We start from the raw sequence: 18,200 nt of genomic DNA, 5'->3' as shown, positions 1-18,200 counted from the left end.
TCATCGTTGTCTTGGTCGATAGCGATGCTGCGGCAGGCCGGCTTTCCGCGCCAGCTCGAGATTTATTCCTTAGCTGTGTTAATCCGCCACGTTGCGAAGAAGAGTTGCTCAGCCGTGGGTGTGTGGGGCGGGTTGGGGCGGTGGGCCAAAAAATGGAAACGCCTCGCTCTGGGAGAGCGAGGCGTTCGGGGAAGAGGAGGAAGGGGCGGATCAATCCTTGAGGTTGTAGGGGAATTTCTTGGCGATGCCGGTCATGAGGGCCTTGGCCATACCCTCGGCGGAGGAGCCGAGTCCTCCGGTGACCTGATGGTCGTAGCTCCAAAGGAGTTTTCCGTCGCGGCCTTCGTGCACGTTCATATTGATATTCACGTCATTGGTGGCCGAGTAGCCGATCAGCACGGCCGAAAAGACGGCGGCTCCGGTGCTCATAGGCTTGGAGCGCGAGATCGTTCCGGAAATGACGGAGTCGACGCCCAGAATGGATGCGATTTCGGCTTTGGTGTAGTCTCTAAGGTCGCTGTATTCGATGCCGGCTCGTTTGAGCAGGATGTTGGTGTCCTCGGCGTCTTGGAAGCCGACGGTGTACTTTCCTTTGCCGTATTCCTTCATGAAGCGGGTGTAGAGCTGTTTCTGGAACAGGAAGGCTTCGTCTTGCTCCTGGGCCCGCACGTCGGCCTCGGTCATGCCCTCGGGCAGCTTCTTGAGCGTGATGGTGACGGTAAAAGGAAGGATCGCTACGGTTTCGTGGCTTGCTTGGTAGTAGTCGAAATCGGTGGTTTCGTAGATGGTGGCGCAACCAGCGAGAAGGGCGAGAAGGGGGAAAACGATGAGGAAATTTCGGAGGTATTTCATGTTAGGTATTGAAACCTACGAAAAGTGTCCCATTCGCGCTTCTCTGTCGAGGTTATTGAGAAGCCATTGTCGAAGGGACGAAAGGGGCATCCGCGAGGACTTGCGACCCTCGCTCGTTCGATGGAGCTCGGTGGCGATCTTCGAGCTGACTAGAGGCGCTTTAGTCGACGAGTTCGAAGGGGGCGGAGAGGAGGTCGACGGAGTTGCCGCCGACGAAGACGTGGTGCTCGCCGGGCTCGGTGACGTGTTCGAGCTGGCTGTTGTAGAACTTCAGGTCGTCTTCGGAGAGGGTGAAGGAGACGGTCTTTCGCTGGCCGGGTTTGAGGGAGATTTTCTTGAAGCCTTTGAGCTCTTTCACCGGACGGGTGATGCTGGCGGCTAGGTCGCGAAGGTAGAGTTGGACGACTTCCGCTCCGGGGCGCTGGCCGGTGTTGGCGAGCTCGACCGAGACGGTGAGGGTGTCGCCGGGGCCGAGCTGGTCGCTGCTCAGGCGGAGGTCGGAGTATTCGAAGGTGGTGTAGCTGAGGCCGTACCCGAAGGGGTAGAGCGGGCGGTTGCTGACGTCGAGGTAGTTGGTGCGGAACTTTACGTGCTCGCTATCGGGGGGCTGCGGGCGGCCGGTGGACTTGTGGTTGTAGTAGACCGGGATCTGGCCGACGTTTCGCGGCCAGGTGGAAGGCAGTTTTCCGGAGGGGTTCACGTCGCCGAACAGCACGTCGGCCACCGCGTGGCCTGCTTCGCTGCCGGGGAACCAGGCGTTGAGAATGGCGGGAACGCGCTGGTCTTCCCATTCGAGGGTGAGGGGACGCCCGGCGAGCAGGGTCAAGGCGACGGGCTTGCCGGTTTCCAGCAGGGCTTGCAGGAGCTTTCGCTGGGTCGCGGGGAGGTCGATGTCGGACCGGCTGGCGCTTTCGCCGCTCATCTCCGCGGACTCGCCCAGGACCGCCACGATGACGTCGGCCGATTCGGCGATGCGAAGGGCTTCGGCGATCAGCTCCTCTTCGGAACGCGGGTCGCGGCCGGTGTCTTTGCCGAAGATGCTGACTCGGGACTCCAGCAGCGGATCGGCGTAGATGTTGGCCCCTTTGGCGTAGAGGATCTTCGCTTGGTCGTCGACGGCTTGCCGCAAGCCCTCAACGATGGAAACGGCGCGATCGAGATTCGCGGCCACGCTCCAGGTGCCGGGCATGTTGGCTTTGTTGTCGGCCAGGGGGCCGATGACGGCGATGGTGCCGGTTTTCTCGAGGGGGAGCAGCTGGTTCTGGTTTTTCAGGAGAACCATGCTCTGGGCGGCGATCTGGCGGGCGGTCTGGCGATGTTTTTCCGAGAAAACCTCCTTCTCTGCTCGTTGGCGGTCGAGGTATTGGTAGGGCGCATCGAAGAGCCCCAGCTCGAATTTTGCTTCCAGGATGCGACGGCAGGCTTGGTCGATCTGCTGCTCGGTGACGTCGCCCGACGCCACGGCGTTTTCGAGGGTTTGGGTGAAGCCTTCGCTCACCATGTCCATGTCGACGCCCGCTTTGAGGGCGAGGCTGGAGACGGTTTCCAGGTCGCCGAGGCCGTGGGCGATCATTTCCAGAATGGTGGTGTAGTCGGTGACCACGAAGCCGTCGAAGCCCCATTGCTTACGGAGGAGATCGGTGAGCAGCCAGCGATTGGCGCTAGCGGGGATGCCGTCGATGTCGTTGAAAGAAGTCATCACGCTGCCCGCCCCGGCGTCGATGGCGGCCTTGTAGGGAGGCAGGTAGTCGTTGTACATCTTGAGGCGGCTCATGTCGGTGGTGTTGTAGTCGCGTCCAGCCTCCGAGGCCCCGTAGAGGGCGAAATGTTTCACGCAAGCCAGCAGTGTATGCGGCTGGGAGAGGTCCTGGCCCTGGTAGCCACGCACCATGGCCTCCGCGATGCGCGAACCCAGAAAGGGATCTTCGCCCACGCCTTCCGCCACGCGTCCCCAGCGCGGGTCGCGGGAGATGTCCACCATAGGGGAAAAAGTCCAGCAGATGCCTTCGGCGCTGGCTTCGCGGGCGGCGATGCGGGAGCTTTCTTCGATCAGCTGCATGTCCCATGTCGAAGCCAAGGCCAGCGGGATGGGGAAGACGGTTTTGTAGCCGTGGATGACGTCCATGCCGAAGAGCAGGGGAATGCCGTGGGCGCTTTCCTCGACCGCCAGTCGCTGGGCTTCGCGGATCTTGTCCGGCTGGCTGATGTTGAAGAGCCCGCCGATTTCGCCGTCGATGATGCGCGTTTCGGTGACGGAATTGGTGGCTTGTCCAGTGGTGATATCCCCGGCGCTGGAGAGGTTGAGCTGGCCGATCTTTTCCCGAAGGGTCATTTTCTGCAGCAGCTCGTCGATGCGGCTTTCGGGGGCGGCGTCGGCTGCCGTGGGGAGCGATAGCTGGGTCAGACCCGCCACGAGAAGTGCGAGCAGGAGGCGAGTGGTTTTGAGCGAATGAATTGCCGTCATAGTGCGGGTCTGGTGAAGCGATGGAAAACGGGTGATGAGGCGCGTGGCAAGGGCGGGGAGCTGGCGTCTTGCCGGGGGCGTGTCCCAGCCGCTAGTCGCAAGGATTCTTCTAATGGTCCGACGAGTCGATGCAACAGCGCTCGCTGGAATAAGGGAGTGCGCGAACGGAGTCGGGCGCTAGGGTTTGCTATGGGCGGAAAGCTTTTTGTCCTGCTGGCGAAGTTCTTCTTTGTGGGTTGCGACCTTTTGGGCGTGTTCGCGCTCGGCGGAGGGGCGGTCCGGGCGCTCGCTGATTTCCTTAATCTTGTCCGCTTTTCCGTAGACGATGATTTCGTCCTCAGGCTCGAGGGTGTAGCGGCCGCGCGGCACGCCGATGTAGGAGCCGTCGGGTTTTACGATGCCGAGAATGACCAGGCCTTCTTCTGGGAGCTCGAGGTCGGAGAGCTTTTTTCCGGCCAGCCAGGTAGCGTTTTTCAAATGGACTTCGGAGACTTCGAAGTCGCCCATCAGGCTCATGATTTTCGAGAGGCTATGGCTGCGGATGTTGGCGTAGCGGTCGAGCAGCTTGCTGATGATCTGGGAGAGGATGCGGTCGAGGCGTTGGGAGCGAGCGGCGAGGAAGAGAGCGCTGATGCAGCCGAAGAGGAAAATGACGTGCCGGATCTGTCCCGCGGCGGTGTCCGGCCCGACGAAGCCAAGGATGAGCGAGGAGACCGCGGTGACCAGCCCGGCGTTTCCGAATAGGATGAGCAGGGTGATGATGCGGCGTCGCACCGGATGTTTTACCACCACTTCGGATTCGGAGGTGGTGAAACCCGCTCCGCTGAAGGCGCTGCGAGCTTGGAATTGGGCTCGGTCCTTGGACATGCCGGTGTGCACGAGGGCGATGGTGGCGATTTTCGTGACCAGCATGGAAAAGCCGATGACGAGGGTTAGGGTGACGATGGAAGCCATGTGCGCCTTCGTTCGGCTGCAGAATCTGCGCCGTTCGCGGCCTTGGAAGAGAGCACGGAGGACGGGGGAAGAGCCCTGATTTAGCGTTGATTTAGACGCGCAGCGAGAAGAGGGCATGCGAAGAGACGTTCGCGCTTGAGGGCGGTTGTGGGGGCTCGTTTGCTAGTGCCCGATCGATCGAATCGGGCCAGCCCCTTGTGGTCCCGGATTTCGATGGGTCGGCCTCAACCGAGTCGGAGCGCGCAATTTACCCTGAAAGGCCTTCGGCTTGTTTTCGTATTGAACACCAACCCCCTGAACGATCCCACCACGTTTCTCGCCGCGAGCGGCGAGTCGCCGCCTCTCTGGTCCGCATCGCATGCGAAACGCGATTCTGTCCGGAGGGCTGCTAGGGAAGCAACAATTCGCAACTACATGATAATCAATTATTCATTGATGAAAATTCGCGGACTCTGCAATAGGCAGAGCCCCACCTTACTCGGTCGCCTCGGGCGGCTTTTTCTATCTAAACCAAGAACGCGTCTGGCGTCTCTTCTCCTAGCATCTTCGCTGATCGCAGCGGGAGCCAGCGCTCAGGTGACGAGCAACGGTTTCGAAGATGGCAGCACCCAAGGCTGGGGCCCGCGCGGCACTGTGACTGTCGTCAACACCACCGCGGACGCGTACACTGGAACGAATAGTCTGCTCACCTCCGGCAGCACTGCTACCTGGAACGGACCGTCGCGCGACGTGACGAGTCTGTTGCTGCCCGACGAGACCTATCAGATTTCCGCTTGGGTCAAGATGGCGGCCGGACAGGCGCCTGCTGACCTGAAGTTCACAGTGCAGCGAAACGAAGGAAGTACCGCGAACTTCACTCAAGTGAACGCGCCGGTGACGGTGACTGATTCGGCGTGGGTTCAGTTGCAGGGCAGCTACAGCTATTCCGGCACCGCCACGACCCAAATCCAGATCTATCTCGAAGGCGCGACGACTGGGATCTCCTACTACATGGACGACTTTCTGATCGAAGGGCAGGCGCCAAACGAGTTCTGTCCCACACCACACGATCAGTCTGGTTTGATGTCTGACTTCGAGCTGGGTGGCACCGATGGCTGGTTTCCGCGCGGAGGGTCCGTTTCAACCACAGTTGTCTCCACCGACAGTTACGATGGCGACTACAGCCTGGAAGTGACGGGGCGCACCGCAACGTGGAACGGGGCGTCGATCGACACCATGTGCAAGATGCACAAGGGAGACAAGTACCTGATTTCGCTGTGGGTGAAACTGCTTCCCGGGCAGGATCCCGCCAATCTCAGGCTCAGTCTGCAATCGACCTTCGATGGCCAGACATCCTACAGCACGGTGATCGGCGATACTCAAGTCACCTCCGACGCATGGGTGAATTTGATAACTGAATACACCTTCAGCCGCGATGCCGAGTCCATGCAGCTCTACGTCGAAGCGAATAGCGCCACCGTATCCTTCTACATCGACGAGTTCCTGCTGATGTACCTGCCTCCGATTCCGATCCAGACGGACATCCCATCGGTGAAGGACGTTTGGGCGGATAGCTTCCCCATCGGGGCCGCAATCAACCCAGGGGAAACTGTAGGTCAGCACGCCGAACTTCTTCTCAAGCACTTTGCTAGTGTGACGGCGGACAACGCAATGAAGTGGAGCAGCCTGCAACCTACCGAGGGCAACTTCAACTGGGGCCCGGCGGATACGATAGCGGACTTCGCTCGCGACAATGGGCTGTTGCTGCGCGGCCATACTTTGGTCTGGCATTCGCAGGTCCCGGATTGGGTGTTCGAAGACAGTAGTGGAAATCCACTTACACCAGGGGATCCGGATGACCGGGCCCTGGTGATCGAGCGCATGCGCACGCACATCACAGCGGTCATGGAACGCTATGCGGACGTGGTCACCGATTGGGACGTGGTAAACGAAGTGATCGACTCTAATCAGCCTGGCGGCCTGCGCATTTCGCCGTGGTTGGAGATTGTTGGACCGGAGTTTATCGACCTCGCCTTCCAGTTCGCCGATGAAGTCGGCACCGGAGCTGGCCTCTACATCAACGACTATAGCACCACCAATCCCGCTAAACGCGACGCCCTGAAAGCCGTCGTGCAAGGGCTTCTGGATCGTGGCGTGCCAGTCGATGGCGTGGGCCACCAGATGCATATGAACGTGGAGTATCCGCCTCTGGATCTCATTCGCCAGACCCTTGAGACGTTTGCGGAGATGGGACTGGACAATCAGGTAACCGAGCTGGACATCAGCGCCTACACCAACAGCACCGACACCAGTCCGGTTTCTCAGGAAACCTTGATCGAGCAAGGCTATCGCTATCGCGACATCTTCGAGCTGTATCGAGAACTGAGTGACATCATTAGTACGATCACGCTATGGGGCATGGCTGATGACAATACTTGGCTGAAGACCTTCCCGATCACCCGTGACGACAAACCGCTGCTGTTCGACGAAGACCTGCAAGCGAAGTGGGCTTATTGGGGAATCGTAGATCCGTCAGTCTTGCCGCTTACGCCCAAGTCGCTCTCGGTGACAAAAGGCAGCCCACGGATCAACGCCATGGAAGAGATCCGCTGGAAAGCCATCGCTGAAACGGCCTTGGTGTCGGAAGGCGAAGAAGACAGCTGGGCGTCCTTCAAGGCGCTCTGGGAAGGCGATACCCTCTACTTGCAAGTGGAGGTTGACGATCGGCTTCGCTACGGTGACAGCGTCGAAGTCTTCGTGGAAGGCATGACGTATCGATTCGACAAATACGGACGTCAACGTCCGGCCGGAGCCAACGCGATGATCACGCCAACCTGGACTGGCTATCGGCTTGAAGCATCGATACCGCTTGGCATCGAACTCCAAGTCGATGATCAGGTGAAATTCGATGTGCGCGTGACGGATGCCGCTTCGGCGAAACAAGCATCTTGGAGCGACATTCGCCATGGTCAGGACGAGAGCGACGAAAACGCCGGCACCTTGACCATGATGGATGAGAAGAACATCGAAATCGTTCTGCCCGGTCGGGCGACGATCGATGGGTATATGGACAAACGCTGGCGCCACGCGTCGCCTTTCGAGACGCAAACCTTCGTCTCAGGCGATTCCGGCGCTACGGCTGAAGTCCGCCTCATGTACGATCGCGGTTCGCTCTATCTCTACGCGCTGGTGAGCGATCCCGTGCTCAGCAAAGCGAGCCCCAACCCTTGGGAGCAGGATTCGATCGAGATCTTCATCGACGAGAACAACGCCCAAACCACCTCCTACGACGGCGACGACGCCCAATACCGAATCAACTTCGACAACGAGGTGAGCTTCGGCGGCGCGGCTAGCGCGGATCGTATCGAGTCCGCCACGCGTGTAGTGGATGGTGGATACGTGGTGGAAGCCCGTATCGACCTGGGCGATGCGGATTCGTTTGTCGGTTTCGACATTCAGGTGAACGACGATGGCGCGGGCGATGGCATTCGCACTAGCGTCGCCACGTGGAACGACGTTAGCGGTCAAGCGTATCAAGACGCCTCGCAATTCGGGGCTCTCAAGCTGCTCGGTCGGTCGTTGTTTTAGTAGGAAGTCGACGCTCTTTTTTATTCCCTTTTGCGAGCCCGTGCCATTGGCGCGGGCTTTTTATTTGGACGACACCGGAGTGGGTAGAATTCATTTCGAGGCGTAAGAGAAATGTCGATACGAGGAACGACGCGCGACGGCTGCCTCGAACGATCCTTCTGATCGCCCTGTCCGAAATGGAAGACCGGCAGGGCGAATAGGGTAGCCTTGCGGGGCTTTGGTACCCCCTGACCCTGGCTTGCTTTTTGAGGGGTGGACGTCGCGGGGATGCAACTCTTATTTGTAACGTTGCAAAAACGAGTTGCGTCGCTGGGTGGATGGATCAGAGCGACGAGCTGTCTTGGCTGAAGCTGGTAAGGGCGTTTTGGATGCAGTCGAGAGTGCGGCTCATGGTTTCAAGCAATTCCTTCTCAAGTTCCTTAACTCCTGAATGGTTTTTCTGGATACAGGCGTTTTCGAGACGGGTGGCGACTTCGCTGAGGGCGTCGGCTCCGCACTCCGCGGCGCTGCCCTTGATGGTGTGGGAGATGTGGCGAAGCTGGTTGAGGTCTTGGTAGCTTTGTGCCTGTTTTTCCAGCGACTTGAGGCATTCCGCGAAGATGCCAAGCATTTCCGGGATGAGTTCCGGGCTGTGTCCGAAGATAGTGTTGATACGGGTCTGATCGAAGTAGGGCGGGCTCGACTTTGGCGCCTCATCCTTCTGCTGGTCCGGCGAATCGGAATGGTGGGCGGTTTCGCTAAGCCAGCGTTTGAGGGCGGCGATCAGTTTCGGAGGGTCGATGGGCTTGCTCAGGTAGTCGTCCATGCCTGCCTGGTAGCATTTGATGTCGTCTCCAATGATGGCGTTGGCGGTGAGGGCGATGATGGGAACGCGCTCTTTCTCTCGGCGCGCTTCGAGCGTTCTGATCTTTCGAGTGGCTTCGAAACCGTCCATCACAGGCATCATGCAGTCCATGAAGATGGCGTCGTAGTTGAATAAAAGATACTGATCGACGGCTTCCTTTCCGTTGGCGGCGACATCCACACGGTAGTTGAACTTTTGCTCCAGCATGGTGCGTAGCAGCGTTTGATTCACGCTGGTGTCGTCGACGATAAGGATGTGGTATGACCCGACGGGTGGCAGGATGGGAGCTTCGGAGGAGGAAGCGAGCGGCTCGGGAAGGGGCGATGAGGAGCAGACCAGTCCGCAGGCCTTTGCGATGGCGAGGCGTAGCGAATCGGGTTTGGTCACTGGCTTCATGAAGTAGGCATTGAAGCCGACGGAAAGGGATTTCGCCTGTTCAGTCGGATCGGCGCCCGAGGATATCAAGATCAGCGCGGTGTTGCTAGCGCTAGGGTCGTTACGGATACTCTGTCCGAGCGTGAGCCCATCCATATCGGGCATGCAATGGTCGAGCAACGCGATGTCGTAGGGGCGTTGCTGCTGGTTGGCGGAGGCCATCATTTCGAGGGCCTGCTTGGCGTTTTCCGCGGTGTCGCAGAGCAAGCCCCATTTTCCGCACTGCTCATGGAGTACCTGGCGATTCAGGGGAAGGTCGTCGACGATGAGGGAGCGTTTACCCGAGATGTCTGGCAGCTGCCGAGGGTGTGGGAGGTCCACTTCGTTTTCTGGAAAAGGCAGGGTGAACCAGAATGTCGAGCCTTCGCCCTCCTGGCTGGCGACGCCGATCTGGCCGCCCATCAGCTCGCACAGCAGCTTGCAAATGGCGAGTCCCAGTCCGGTGCCGCCAAACTTTCGAGAGGTGGAGCTGTCGGCTTGGGTGAATTTGGTGAAGAGCTTGTCTTGTACTTCAGGAGGGATTCCGATTCCTGTATCCGAGATCGAGATACGAGCGTAGGCCTTTGGGTACTGGGGATCGGGCGATATTTCGATGAAGACGTGCCCTTTTTCGGTGAACTTGATGGCGTTGTTCGCCAGATTCAGGATGACTTGCCTGACGCGCCCTGGGTCCGCCAGGAATCCTCGAGGGAGGTCTGGATCGAAGCGCAGGACGAGTTCCAGATTCTTTTCGTTCGCTTGGTTGCTGAGCAGCTCAGCGGCTTCCTCGGCCACGGTTCTGAGGTCGAAGGGCATGGTCTCGATGTCGAGCTTGCGGGCTTCGATTTTTGAGAAGTCAAGAATGTCGTTTATGATGGTGAGCAAGGCTTGACCGGACTGCAGGATGGAGCGGGCCCATTGGTGGGCCTGTTTGGGCAGCTGCAAGTCGAGCAGCAGGTTGGCGAAGCCGATCACACCGTTCATGGGAGTTCGGATTTCGTGGGACATGGTGGCGACGAACTCGCTTTTCGCCTTGTTGGCAACTTCGGCGGCCTCCTTGGCTTCGTTTGCGGCCTGCAAGGCGGCGATCAGATTCGCTTGGGATTTCTTGCGCTCGGTGATGTCGGAGCGAATGGCGACGTAGCGATCGATCCTGCCTCTCTCGTTTCGAAAGGGAGCTATGGTGGTGTCGACCCAGTAGCAGCTTCCGTCCTTGGCTCGATTTCGGATTTCGCCCTGCCACACCTCGCCTTGGGCGATGGTTCGGTACATCTCCGTGAAGAACGATTTGGCGTGGTGTCCTGAATTGAGGATGCGGTGGTCCTGCCCGATCAGCTCGTCCCGACCGTACTGGGAAATCTGGCAGAACTTGTCGTTGACGTACTGGATGCGGCCGGCGGTATCGGTGATGGCGACGATGGAATGCTGGTCCAGGGCATGTGTCTGGTATTCGAGTTCGGTGAGAGCGCTTTCGGCGGTGGCCCGGTGGCGTTCCGCGTCGACGGTAGCGCGCCGCAAGTGCTTGAACAGTCGCCTGCCCAGTACCACGGCGAAGGCGATGATCAGGATAATGGCCAGTCCGAGGATGGCCTGAAAGCGGGTGAAGCGCGTCGTTTGCGAATCGACTTCTCGGTAGGTTTCGAGCTGGTGGTCGCTGATCGAGTGGATGAGGCTTGAAACCAGCGAGCTGGCGTTGGCCGCCTGTCGGTCCATAGAGGGCATGAGGGAATTTGCGGCGGTGAAATCGGCCATGGAGAGGGAGTCGAAGATGGCCTGAGCCTGGGCGTCGTGCACGCGGAGATGCCCGTCGAGTTGCTCGAGCGCCTGCAGGATGCGGTTCGAAAACTCGGGATCAGGCGAGCTGTCGTGCAAATGGGCTCGCAGCCGCGCGATCGTATTCCGATAGCGGGCGTAGGAGAGGCCTTTGCGGTGGCGCTCGAGCACTGGATCGAGGCTCTCGAAGGCGTCGTTGCCCGGCTGGTTCCCTTGCAGTATGTGATCCGATAGGGTGGTGAGCTGATCGGTCGTCTGCATCCAGTAGGTTTCCTGGGCCAAGATGCGATGGCTGCGGGAGACCAGGATGTGGCTGAAGAACAGCCCGAGAGCGATGGAGAGGGAGCTGAATGCGGCGATGCCGTAGTAGGCCCACTGCCAGCTTTGAAGGCGCCTGGCGGTGGAAGCGCCCGACGCAGCCGGCGCAGTCTGATTGTGGTTTTTGGTGTTCGAAGCCATCTTGCTCGATCGTCTCGTCGACGCCAAGGTGGCCCGGTTGGAACGATTGGCGAGGCGAGTAGCTGTTTTTGAGGGCTTTTTACGCAAGAGGAGTGAGTCGGGGTGGCGGTTCGGCTCGGCGAGGGGATGGCGCGGGCTGCTTTCACGCCGACTTGGCGCGGTTTTGTGGCTCGATAGGCGCTCGGAGGGCTTGCCTGGGGGCGGATGGCAGGCAGGATGCTATCCTTTGGAATGATGATGCGAGGAAGAGGAATCTGGGTAGGGGCCCTGCTGGGGTGGGCCGCGGCGCTTACGTCGGCGTCGGCCGCCGACACGACGCAAGGATCGGAGGTCATTTTCGAGGCCCTCCCGGTTTCGTCGGATTTGCCGGCTGACGCGGAGATGGCGGATTATTTGCGTCCCTTTCGCGAAGGCGTGGAAGCCTTCGCTGCGGAGGTGATCGGGGTAGCGGCGGAGCCGCTCACGCGCACCCGACCGGAATGCGGGCTTTCGAATCTGGTGGCGGATTCCTTGAGGTTCGTCGGCGAGACGGAGTTCGAGGCGCCGGTGGACCTGGCGGTGACGAACTTCGGTGGCCTGCGGCGCGATTTGCCCGAAGGGCCGCTTACCATGGGTTTGATCATGGAGCTGTCGCCCTTCGAAAACTACCTGACCTATTTGGAAGTGAAGGGCGAGCTGGTGGAAGAGCTGGCCCGGCAGATCGCGGGCAGCGGCGGTGTCGCCGTTTCGGGAATACGCGTGGCGATCAACAGCGATCAAGAGGTTGTGGAGGCGCGGATAAATGGGGAGCTAATCGATCCCAGGAAGACGTATCGCATGGTCAGCATCGACTATCTGGTATCGACCTGGGATAGACTTTTCAAACCGGAGTGGATCATTGAGAAAGACGTATCGACAAACTTGGTACAACGCGATGCCATCGTGCTGCACCTCTCGCAGCTGACTAGGAATGGCATCGAGATTCGGGATGCCGGAGAAGGGCGTGTGTTTTTCGTCGAATAGGGAAGGAGCGTTACAAGATGAATCGTAGACGTTTTATTGGGACAGCGGGATTGGGACTGACAGCGCTATCGGGAGCGCTGGGCAAGGTGTCGCAACCAAGGCCGACGCTCACAATCCTGCAGACCAACGACACGCACTCGCGCATCGATCCTTTCCCCTTGGACGGTGGCCGAAATCAGGGGCTCGGTGGTGTGGCTCGACGGAAGGTATTGATCGACCGGATACGCGAGCGCGAGGAATACACCTTGCTCGTCGACAGCGGTGACATGTTTCAGGGCACGCCCTACTACAATCTCTACGGAGGCGAGGTGGAGATCGAGGCCATGAATCGTATGGGGTATGAGGTCGCTACGGTGGGAAATCACGAGTTCGATAACGGGATCGAAGGACTGGAGAAAACTATGCCCAACGCCGCATTCCAGTGGGTTTCCAGCAATCTCGACTGGAGCGGTGCCAAGGAGCTGGCCCCTCTGATCAAGCCATGGACCATCAAAGAGATCGGTCCGTTTCGGGTAGGGATTTTTGGACTCCTTTGCCAGCTAGAGGGCATGGTGAGCCCGGCCAACCATGAGGGAGTAGTCTATCTCGATCCGGTGGAGTCGGCCCGGCGGTGCGTGAGCGAGCTGAAGGCTCGTGGCTGCAACGTGATCGTTTGCCTCTCGCACATGGGCTACAATACCCGTTACGAAGGCGAGGAGATGCGCGACGACCGTTTTCCTGCTGAAGTCGAGGGAGTTGACCTCATCTTAGGCGGGCATTCGCACACCTTCCTTGATGAGCTAGTGGAGCTCCCGCGCAAGGGCGGCGGCGTGACGCGCATCACCCAGCAAGGCTGGGCCGGCATGCGCTTGGGACGGATCGATGTGGAGTTGGGGCGTGGAGATGTCCTCGCGATGCGTCAGCAGCCGCAGTGGGTGAGGAGTGCGATGGGGTGAGCATTGACTTTGGCTAGTCTGCTGGCCTCTATTGAATAAGGGTCTTTGCGGGTCGGGTCACTTCAGTGGATTCCGTAAGATCAGTGTAGGTAAAATGTTGATACTTGTCTTTCGATCGTGTGTCGTTTGTGTCGGTTTGACGATGCAGGTTACGGGCACGCAAAATTGATTCCGCTCTAGCGATTGACGATTGACCGGCGGGTGCGCTGGGAGAGTTGTTCAGGGTGTCATGGACCTTGAATCTATATCAAACTACACTCAGAGAATCTCTCTCAAGGCGATGCGACTGGTAACACGTTTCCGAAAGGCCTTTTTCGGATTGTTAGCTTTCAGCATAGCTTTTGCGGCAAATGCCCAATCGAACTCCGGCACCTTGACCGGTCAGGTCAGAGAAGCGGATAGCGGACGTTCCTTACAGGGAGCGATCGTCTCCGTCCCTGGAACCAGTCTGAAGGACTACACCGATGCCTTGGGTCGTTTCACCATCTCTGAAGTGCCTGCTGGAACGCAGCAGGTGAAAGTGGACTACGTGGGACTGGTCTCATACACTGAGCAGGTAGCGATCCCCTCGGGAGCTGCGAAGGAGATCGACGTGTATTTGGAATCGCGGGTGGTCGAGCTCGAGTCGGTCACGGTGCGCGGCTTCATGTCGGGTCAGGCCCGAGCCATCAACCAGCAGAAGACCGCCGCCGGCATCGTGAATGTGGTTTCGGAAGAGAACTTCGGGGCGGTGCTCGATGGCAATATCGGGCAGGCTCTGCAGCGCTTGCCCGGCATCAGCGTGGACGAGTCGCAGGACGGTTCTCAAGGCAGCATCAACATCCGCGGCATCGCGGGCGAGTTCAACTCGGTGCAGATGGACGGAAACCGCGTTCCGTCCTCGGGCGGCAGCAACAGCTACAACCCGCGCCAGATGGCAGCCGATGGCGTGACCAACATCGAAGTGATCAAGGCTCCGACGCCTGACCAAGATGGCGACGCCATTGGCGGTATCATAAACTTGGTGACACGCAGCGCCTTCGAACGTGATGGGCAAAAGATGAAGCTTAAGGTCGCAGGAGTGCTTAACGAAGAGCCGGACAACTGGGGGCACGCAGCCACCTTTTCCTACTCCGACCTCTTGAGCATGGGCGGCGGCGAGAAGAACCTCGGCATCGCCTTCACTGTCAGCAGCTACGAGACGGACCGCTACTCTCGCAATGCGGACCAGGACTGGGTGCAAGTCACTCCGGAAACCAATCCCGAGCTGGGGCTCGACGCTTACGATACGCCGGTTTGGTTCATGGAGTCGACTCACTTTGAGCACGACACCCGCACCACCACCACGCAGACGCTGAGCGGCTCGATCGACTTCCGCACGGACGAACGCAACTCCTTCTACTTCCGCCCTATGATCAGCCAGTACGAGCGCAGCGGCGTGAAGTATGAGACCGATATCGATATCGACACCGAGTTCGACAACGACGCTGACGGAAGCAAGACCTACGCTGCTCTGACTCCGACCTACGGCCGTGGTTCGGAAGACAGCGAAGCCTCTCGCGGCTGGATTGGAACTTTGGATGATCAAGATAACGACCTGTACTCCGTATCCATGGGCGGACGACACGAGTTGGAGTCGAACCTTTTGACCTACGATGTCTATTTCTCGCGAAACAAGGCGAAGATCAACGACGACAGCGAGCTTAACATGCTCATGGAGCCGGAAGATCCGTGGTTTATTTTCGAATACGATATTGTCGACGCCCGTGGCGATATCGCAGTGAACGTGGTCAATGGAGTCGATTCCACCGATCTGAGCCAGATGACCGAAGGCGAACTGGAGGACATCTGGGGCGTGAAGGAAGAGAAGGTTCACAGCGCCCGCATCGATTGGGAGCGAAAATTCGCTGGCGAAAGTGGCAGCTTCACCTTCAAGACTGGAGCCAAATACCGCAAGAGCTCGCAGTTCCGCGATATGACGGTGGACCTCTACGAGATGGACGAAGATTTTCCATATGCGGACGTCATCGTGCCGACCGACGAAGTCATTTTTCTCAAGGAAAAGTACTACAACGTGCAGCCGCAGATCGGTCTCGATATGTTGAATACGAATCCGGAGCTCTTCGAGTTTGTGGAGGACGATTCCCTAGAGGATAGCAACGTGGAAGACTACGACGCGGAGGAAACCGTAAGCGCCGCTTACGTGATGGGCACCTACGAGACCGGAATCCACACCATCATTGCAGGCGTTCGCTTCGAAGAAAACAAGTGGGACAATACCAACAAGATCGTCAGCTACCTGGACGACGTGGCGACTGTGACACCGGTGCAGAGTGGCAACTCGCACTCTTTTTGGCTCCCCGGCATTCACTTCCGTCACGCGCTCAGCGAGAACCTCATTCTCCGCGAGAGCTACAACAAGAGCTACGCCCGCCCCCGCTTAAGCGAATTGTCGCGTGGCCGTTGGGTGGATGACGATGGCAACATCGAAGACGGCAACCCGAATCTGATCCCGGCGGAGTCCGACAACCTCGACGCCCAGATCGAGTACTACACCGAGCGCGGCGGCCTCTACTCCATCGGCGTCTTCTACAAGGATATCAAAAACTTCACCTACACGCAGGTTTACGACTTCGACGAGCTGGACGAAAACGGCATCCCCATCCCAGCCGACGGCGGCGATCTGGAATACGAGCGTCCGGTCAACGGAGCGGGAGCCACCAACTATGGCATCGAGCTGATCGCTCGCCAGCAGCTCTACTTCCTGCCCGGCGCCCTGCGCGGTTTTGGGGTCGCTCTGAGCACCACCTTCACCGAGAGCGATGCCGAGTATCCAAATCGTACTGACGGCCGCGAACTACCGCTGGAAGGCTTTTCGGAGCTGCTCTATACCGCGACCTTGGACTATAACCTTGGGAACCTCAGCGCCCGCATCGACTATCGCTTCCGCGACGACTATATCGAGGGTCTTGGAGACGATATCGAGAGCGACGAGTTCTACGCTGCCGAGGAGCGGGTGGACGCGGAAGTATCCTATCAGGTTAACGAAGGCGTGCGACTCTTCGCCACCGCGACCAACCTGACGGATCGTCCTCAGATCTCCTACCAAGGCTATGCCCAGTTCGTGGAAGATGCCAGCTTCGCTGGACGCAAGTTTACCTTCGGAGCGGAGTTCGAGTTCTAAGACCTCGGCTGAAGAAGGATCGAAATTTCTAAAACACGAGAGGCGCGTGCGAGCGCCTCTCTTTTTTGCTTTGAAACGAATTTTAGTTTTGTATCGATGAAACACTTACGAAAATCCCTTTTACTTCTGCTGCTGGCGACGCCGTTTGCTTTGCTGGCCCACGAATCCGGTGACCATTGGCATCCGGCGAAGTTTGCCGTCGAGCTCGAACATGCGCCTACGCCGATCCCGGAGCGGGTGGTGCTTACCTGGAACGATGATCCTGCCACCACCCAGGCGGTCACGTGGCGCACGGATACGTCGGTCAAGCAAGCGGTGGCGGAGATCGCCATCGCCAATGCCAACGGGCGGGCTCTGAAGCCGGATCGCTTCAAAGCGACCACCGAATTTTTCAAGAGCGATATCAACGAGGCCCACTACCACTCGGTGACGTTTCGTAGTCTGGAGCCGGATACGCTCTACGCCTATCGGGTGGGCGATGGGGAGAACTGGAGCGAGTACTTCCACTTTCGCACCGCCAGCGCCACGGCGGAGCCGTTTACCTTCATCTACTTCGGCGATGCTCAAAACGAGGTGAAGACGCACTGGTCGCGCGTGTTTCGCGAGGCGTTTAGCGAGGCTCCGCGAGCGGCGTTTTCGCTGCATGCGGGGGACTTGATCAACCGCGACGAGCTGGACGCGGAATGGGGCGAATGGCATGGAGCTCCAGGCTGGGTGAATGGCACCATTCCCGTGATCGCGACCCCTGGAAATCATGAGTACTTTCGAGCCAACCAAGGCCCGGCCAACGAGCGTTTCTGGAACGCCAAGGATGGCGCGGCGCTGGATCTGGATGTGGAGATCGTAGAAACCAAGTCCGACGATGGGAAGGAGCTCTACAAGGTGACGGCTCGAAGTGCCGATGGGCGCAGCGCGTATCTGGAGGTCAATGACGATGACGAGATCATCTTGGTGGGTGAGGGCGTCGAGGAGCTGACGGGTTACTTGGAGGAGGACCTGCTCGGCACGGAGGTCGACAAGCAACCCTTGCGCGATCGCCTGCAAAATCGCGGTATTCCGACAGTGAGCACGCACTGGCGGCCTCAGTTTTCCTTTCCTCTGCAAGGGGGTCCGGGCGGCACGGAGGAGACTTGTTATTACATCGATTATCAAGGGACGCGTTTCATCTCGCTCGATTCCAACCGCAGCCGAGAGGAGCAGGTTCCTTGGCTGCGCAAGGTCTTGGAGGATAACACGAATCGCTGGACGGTGCTGACCTTTCACCACCCAATCTTTTCCCCAGCCAGCGATCGCGACAACAAGGAGCTGCGCGAGCTGTGGAAGCCGGTTTTCGACGAGTTCAAAGTGGATCTTGTGCTCAACGGTCATGACCATACCTACGCCCGCACCGGCGATATTCGTGACACGGCGGATTTCGCGAACATCCCCAGCGGCTACCAGCAGGCCTACGACCCGGAGATTGGCACGGTGTATGTGGTATCGGTGAGCGGGCCCAAAATGTACGACATCACCAAGGGAGATTTCGCCAAGCGGGTAGCGGAGGACGCGCAGCTGTATCAGGTGATTTCGATCGCGGGCGACGAGTTGGAATACAAGGCCTTCACCGCGACCGGGCGGCTGTACGACGCCTTCACCTTGAAGAAACGGGCGGGACGGCCGAACGAATTGATCGAGCTCTTGCCAGCGGAGAATCGCAGGGAGGAGTAGGTCGAATCGGTCGGCGCGATGGGGTGTCGCCTCGGCGCGGCGACCTACAGGATGTTTGTAGGGCGG

General features: G+C 58.9%; 9 protein-coding genes. 5 read left to right on the top strand and 4 right to left on the bottom strand.

Annotated elements, in window-relative coordinates:
• Positions 1-210: 210 nt before the first annotated feature.
• The 3 genes from QEH54_RS14030 to QEH54_RS14020 form a co-directional block, all read right to left on the bottom strand.
• Positions 211-852, bottom strand: a complete 642-nt coding sequence (locus QEH54_RS14030; protein WP_309019322.1) for a hypothetical protein — start codon at positions 850-852, stop codon at positions 211-213.
• Positions 853-1,012: 160 nt separating this feature from the next.
• Positions 1,013-3,316, bottom strand: coding sequence for a beta-glucosidase BglX (bglX, locus tag QEH54_RS14025; protein ID WP_309019321.1), 2,304 nt, complete (start codon positions 3,314-3,316; stop codon positions 1,013-1,015).
• A 177-nt stretch (positions 3,317-3,493) separates the two neighbouring features.
• A complete protein-coding gene (locus QEH54_RS14020; protein ID WP_309019320.1) occupies positions 3,494-4,270 on the bottom strand; it encodes a TrkA C-terminal domain-containing protein in 777 nt (258 codons plus the stop codon).
• Positions 4,271-4,705: 435 nt separating this feature from the next.
• Between QEH54_RS14020 and QEH54_RS14015 the strand changes: the two genes are divergently transcribed.
• A complete protein-coding gene (locus QEH54_RS14015) occupies positions 4,706-7,837 on the top strand; it encodes an endo-1,4-beta-xylanase (RefSeq protein ID WP_309019319.1) in 3,132 nt (1,043 codons plus the stop codon).
• Positions 7,838-8,159: 322 nt separating this feature from the next.
• Here the strand turns inward: QEH54_RS14015 and QEH54_RS14010 are convergent, their stop codons facing one another.
• Positions 8,160-11,327: a response regulator gene (locus QEH54_RS14010; protein WP_309019318.1), complete on the bottom strand. Its 3,168-nt coding sequence runs from the start codon at positions 11,325-11,327 to the stop codon at positions 8,160-8,162.
• A gap of 216 nt (positions 11,328-11,543) precedes the next feature.
• Here QEH54_RS14010 and QEH54_RS14005 point away from each other — a divergent pair, with 216 nt between their 5' ends.
• From QEH54_RS14005 to QEH54_RS13990, 4 genes are all read left to right on the top strand, one after another.
• Positions 11,544-12,329, top strand: coding sequence for a 5'-nucleotidase (locus tag QEH54_RS14005; RefSeq protein ID WP_309019317.1), 786 nt, complete (start codon positions 11,544-11,546; stop codon positions 12,327-12,329).
• A gap of 17 nt (positions 12,330-12,346) precedes the next feature.
• Entirely contained in the window at positions 12,347-13,264 is a 918-nt protein-coding gene (locus tag QEH54_RS14000) for a metallophosphatase (protein WP_309019316.1), read from the top strand.
• Between the two features lie 280 nt (positions 13,265-13,544).
• A complete protein-coding gene (locus tag QEH54_RS13995; RefSeq protein ID WP_309019315.1) occupies positions 13,545-16,427 on the top strand; it encodes a TonB-dependent receptor in 2,883 nt (960 codons plus the stop codon).
• Between the two features lie 96 nt (positions 16,428-16,523).
• Positions 16,524-18,134 (top strand): fibronectin type III domain-containing protein, encoded by a 1,611-nt coding sequence (locus QEH54_RS13990; protein ID WP_309019314.1) that lies wholly within the window; start codon positions 16,524-16,526, stop codon positions 18,132-18,134.
• Positions 18,135-18,200 lie beyond the last annotated feature (66 nt).

It is taken from the genome of Pelagicoccus sp. SDUM812003, assembly GCF_031127815.1.
In the GTDB taxonomy this organism is placed as follows: domain Bacteria; phylum Verrucomicrobiota; class Verrucomicrobiia; order Opitutales; family Opitutaceae; genus Pelagicoccus.
This window is presented reverse-complemented; position numbering and strand designations above follow the sequence as displayed.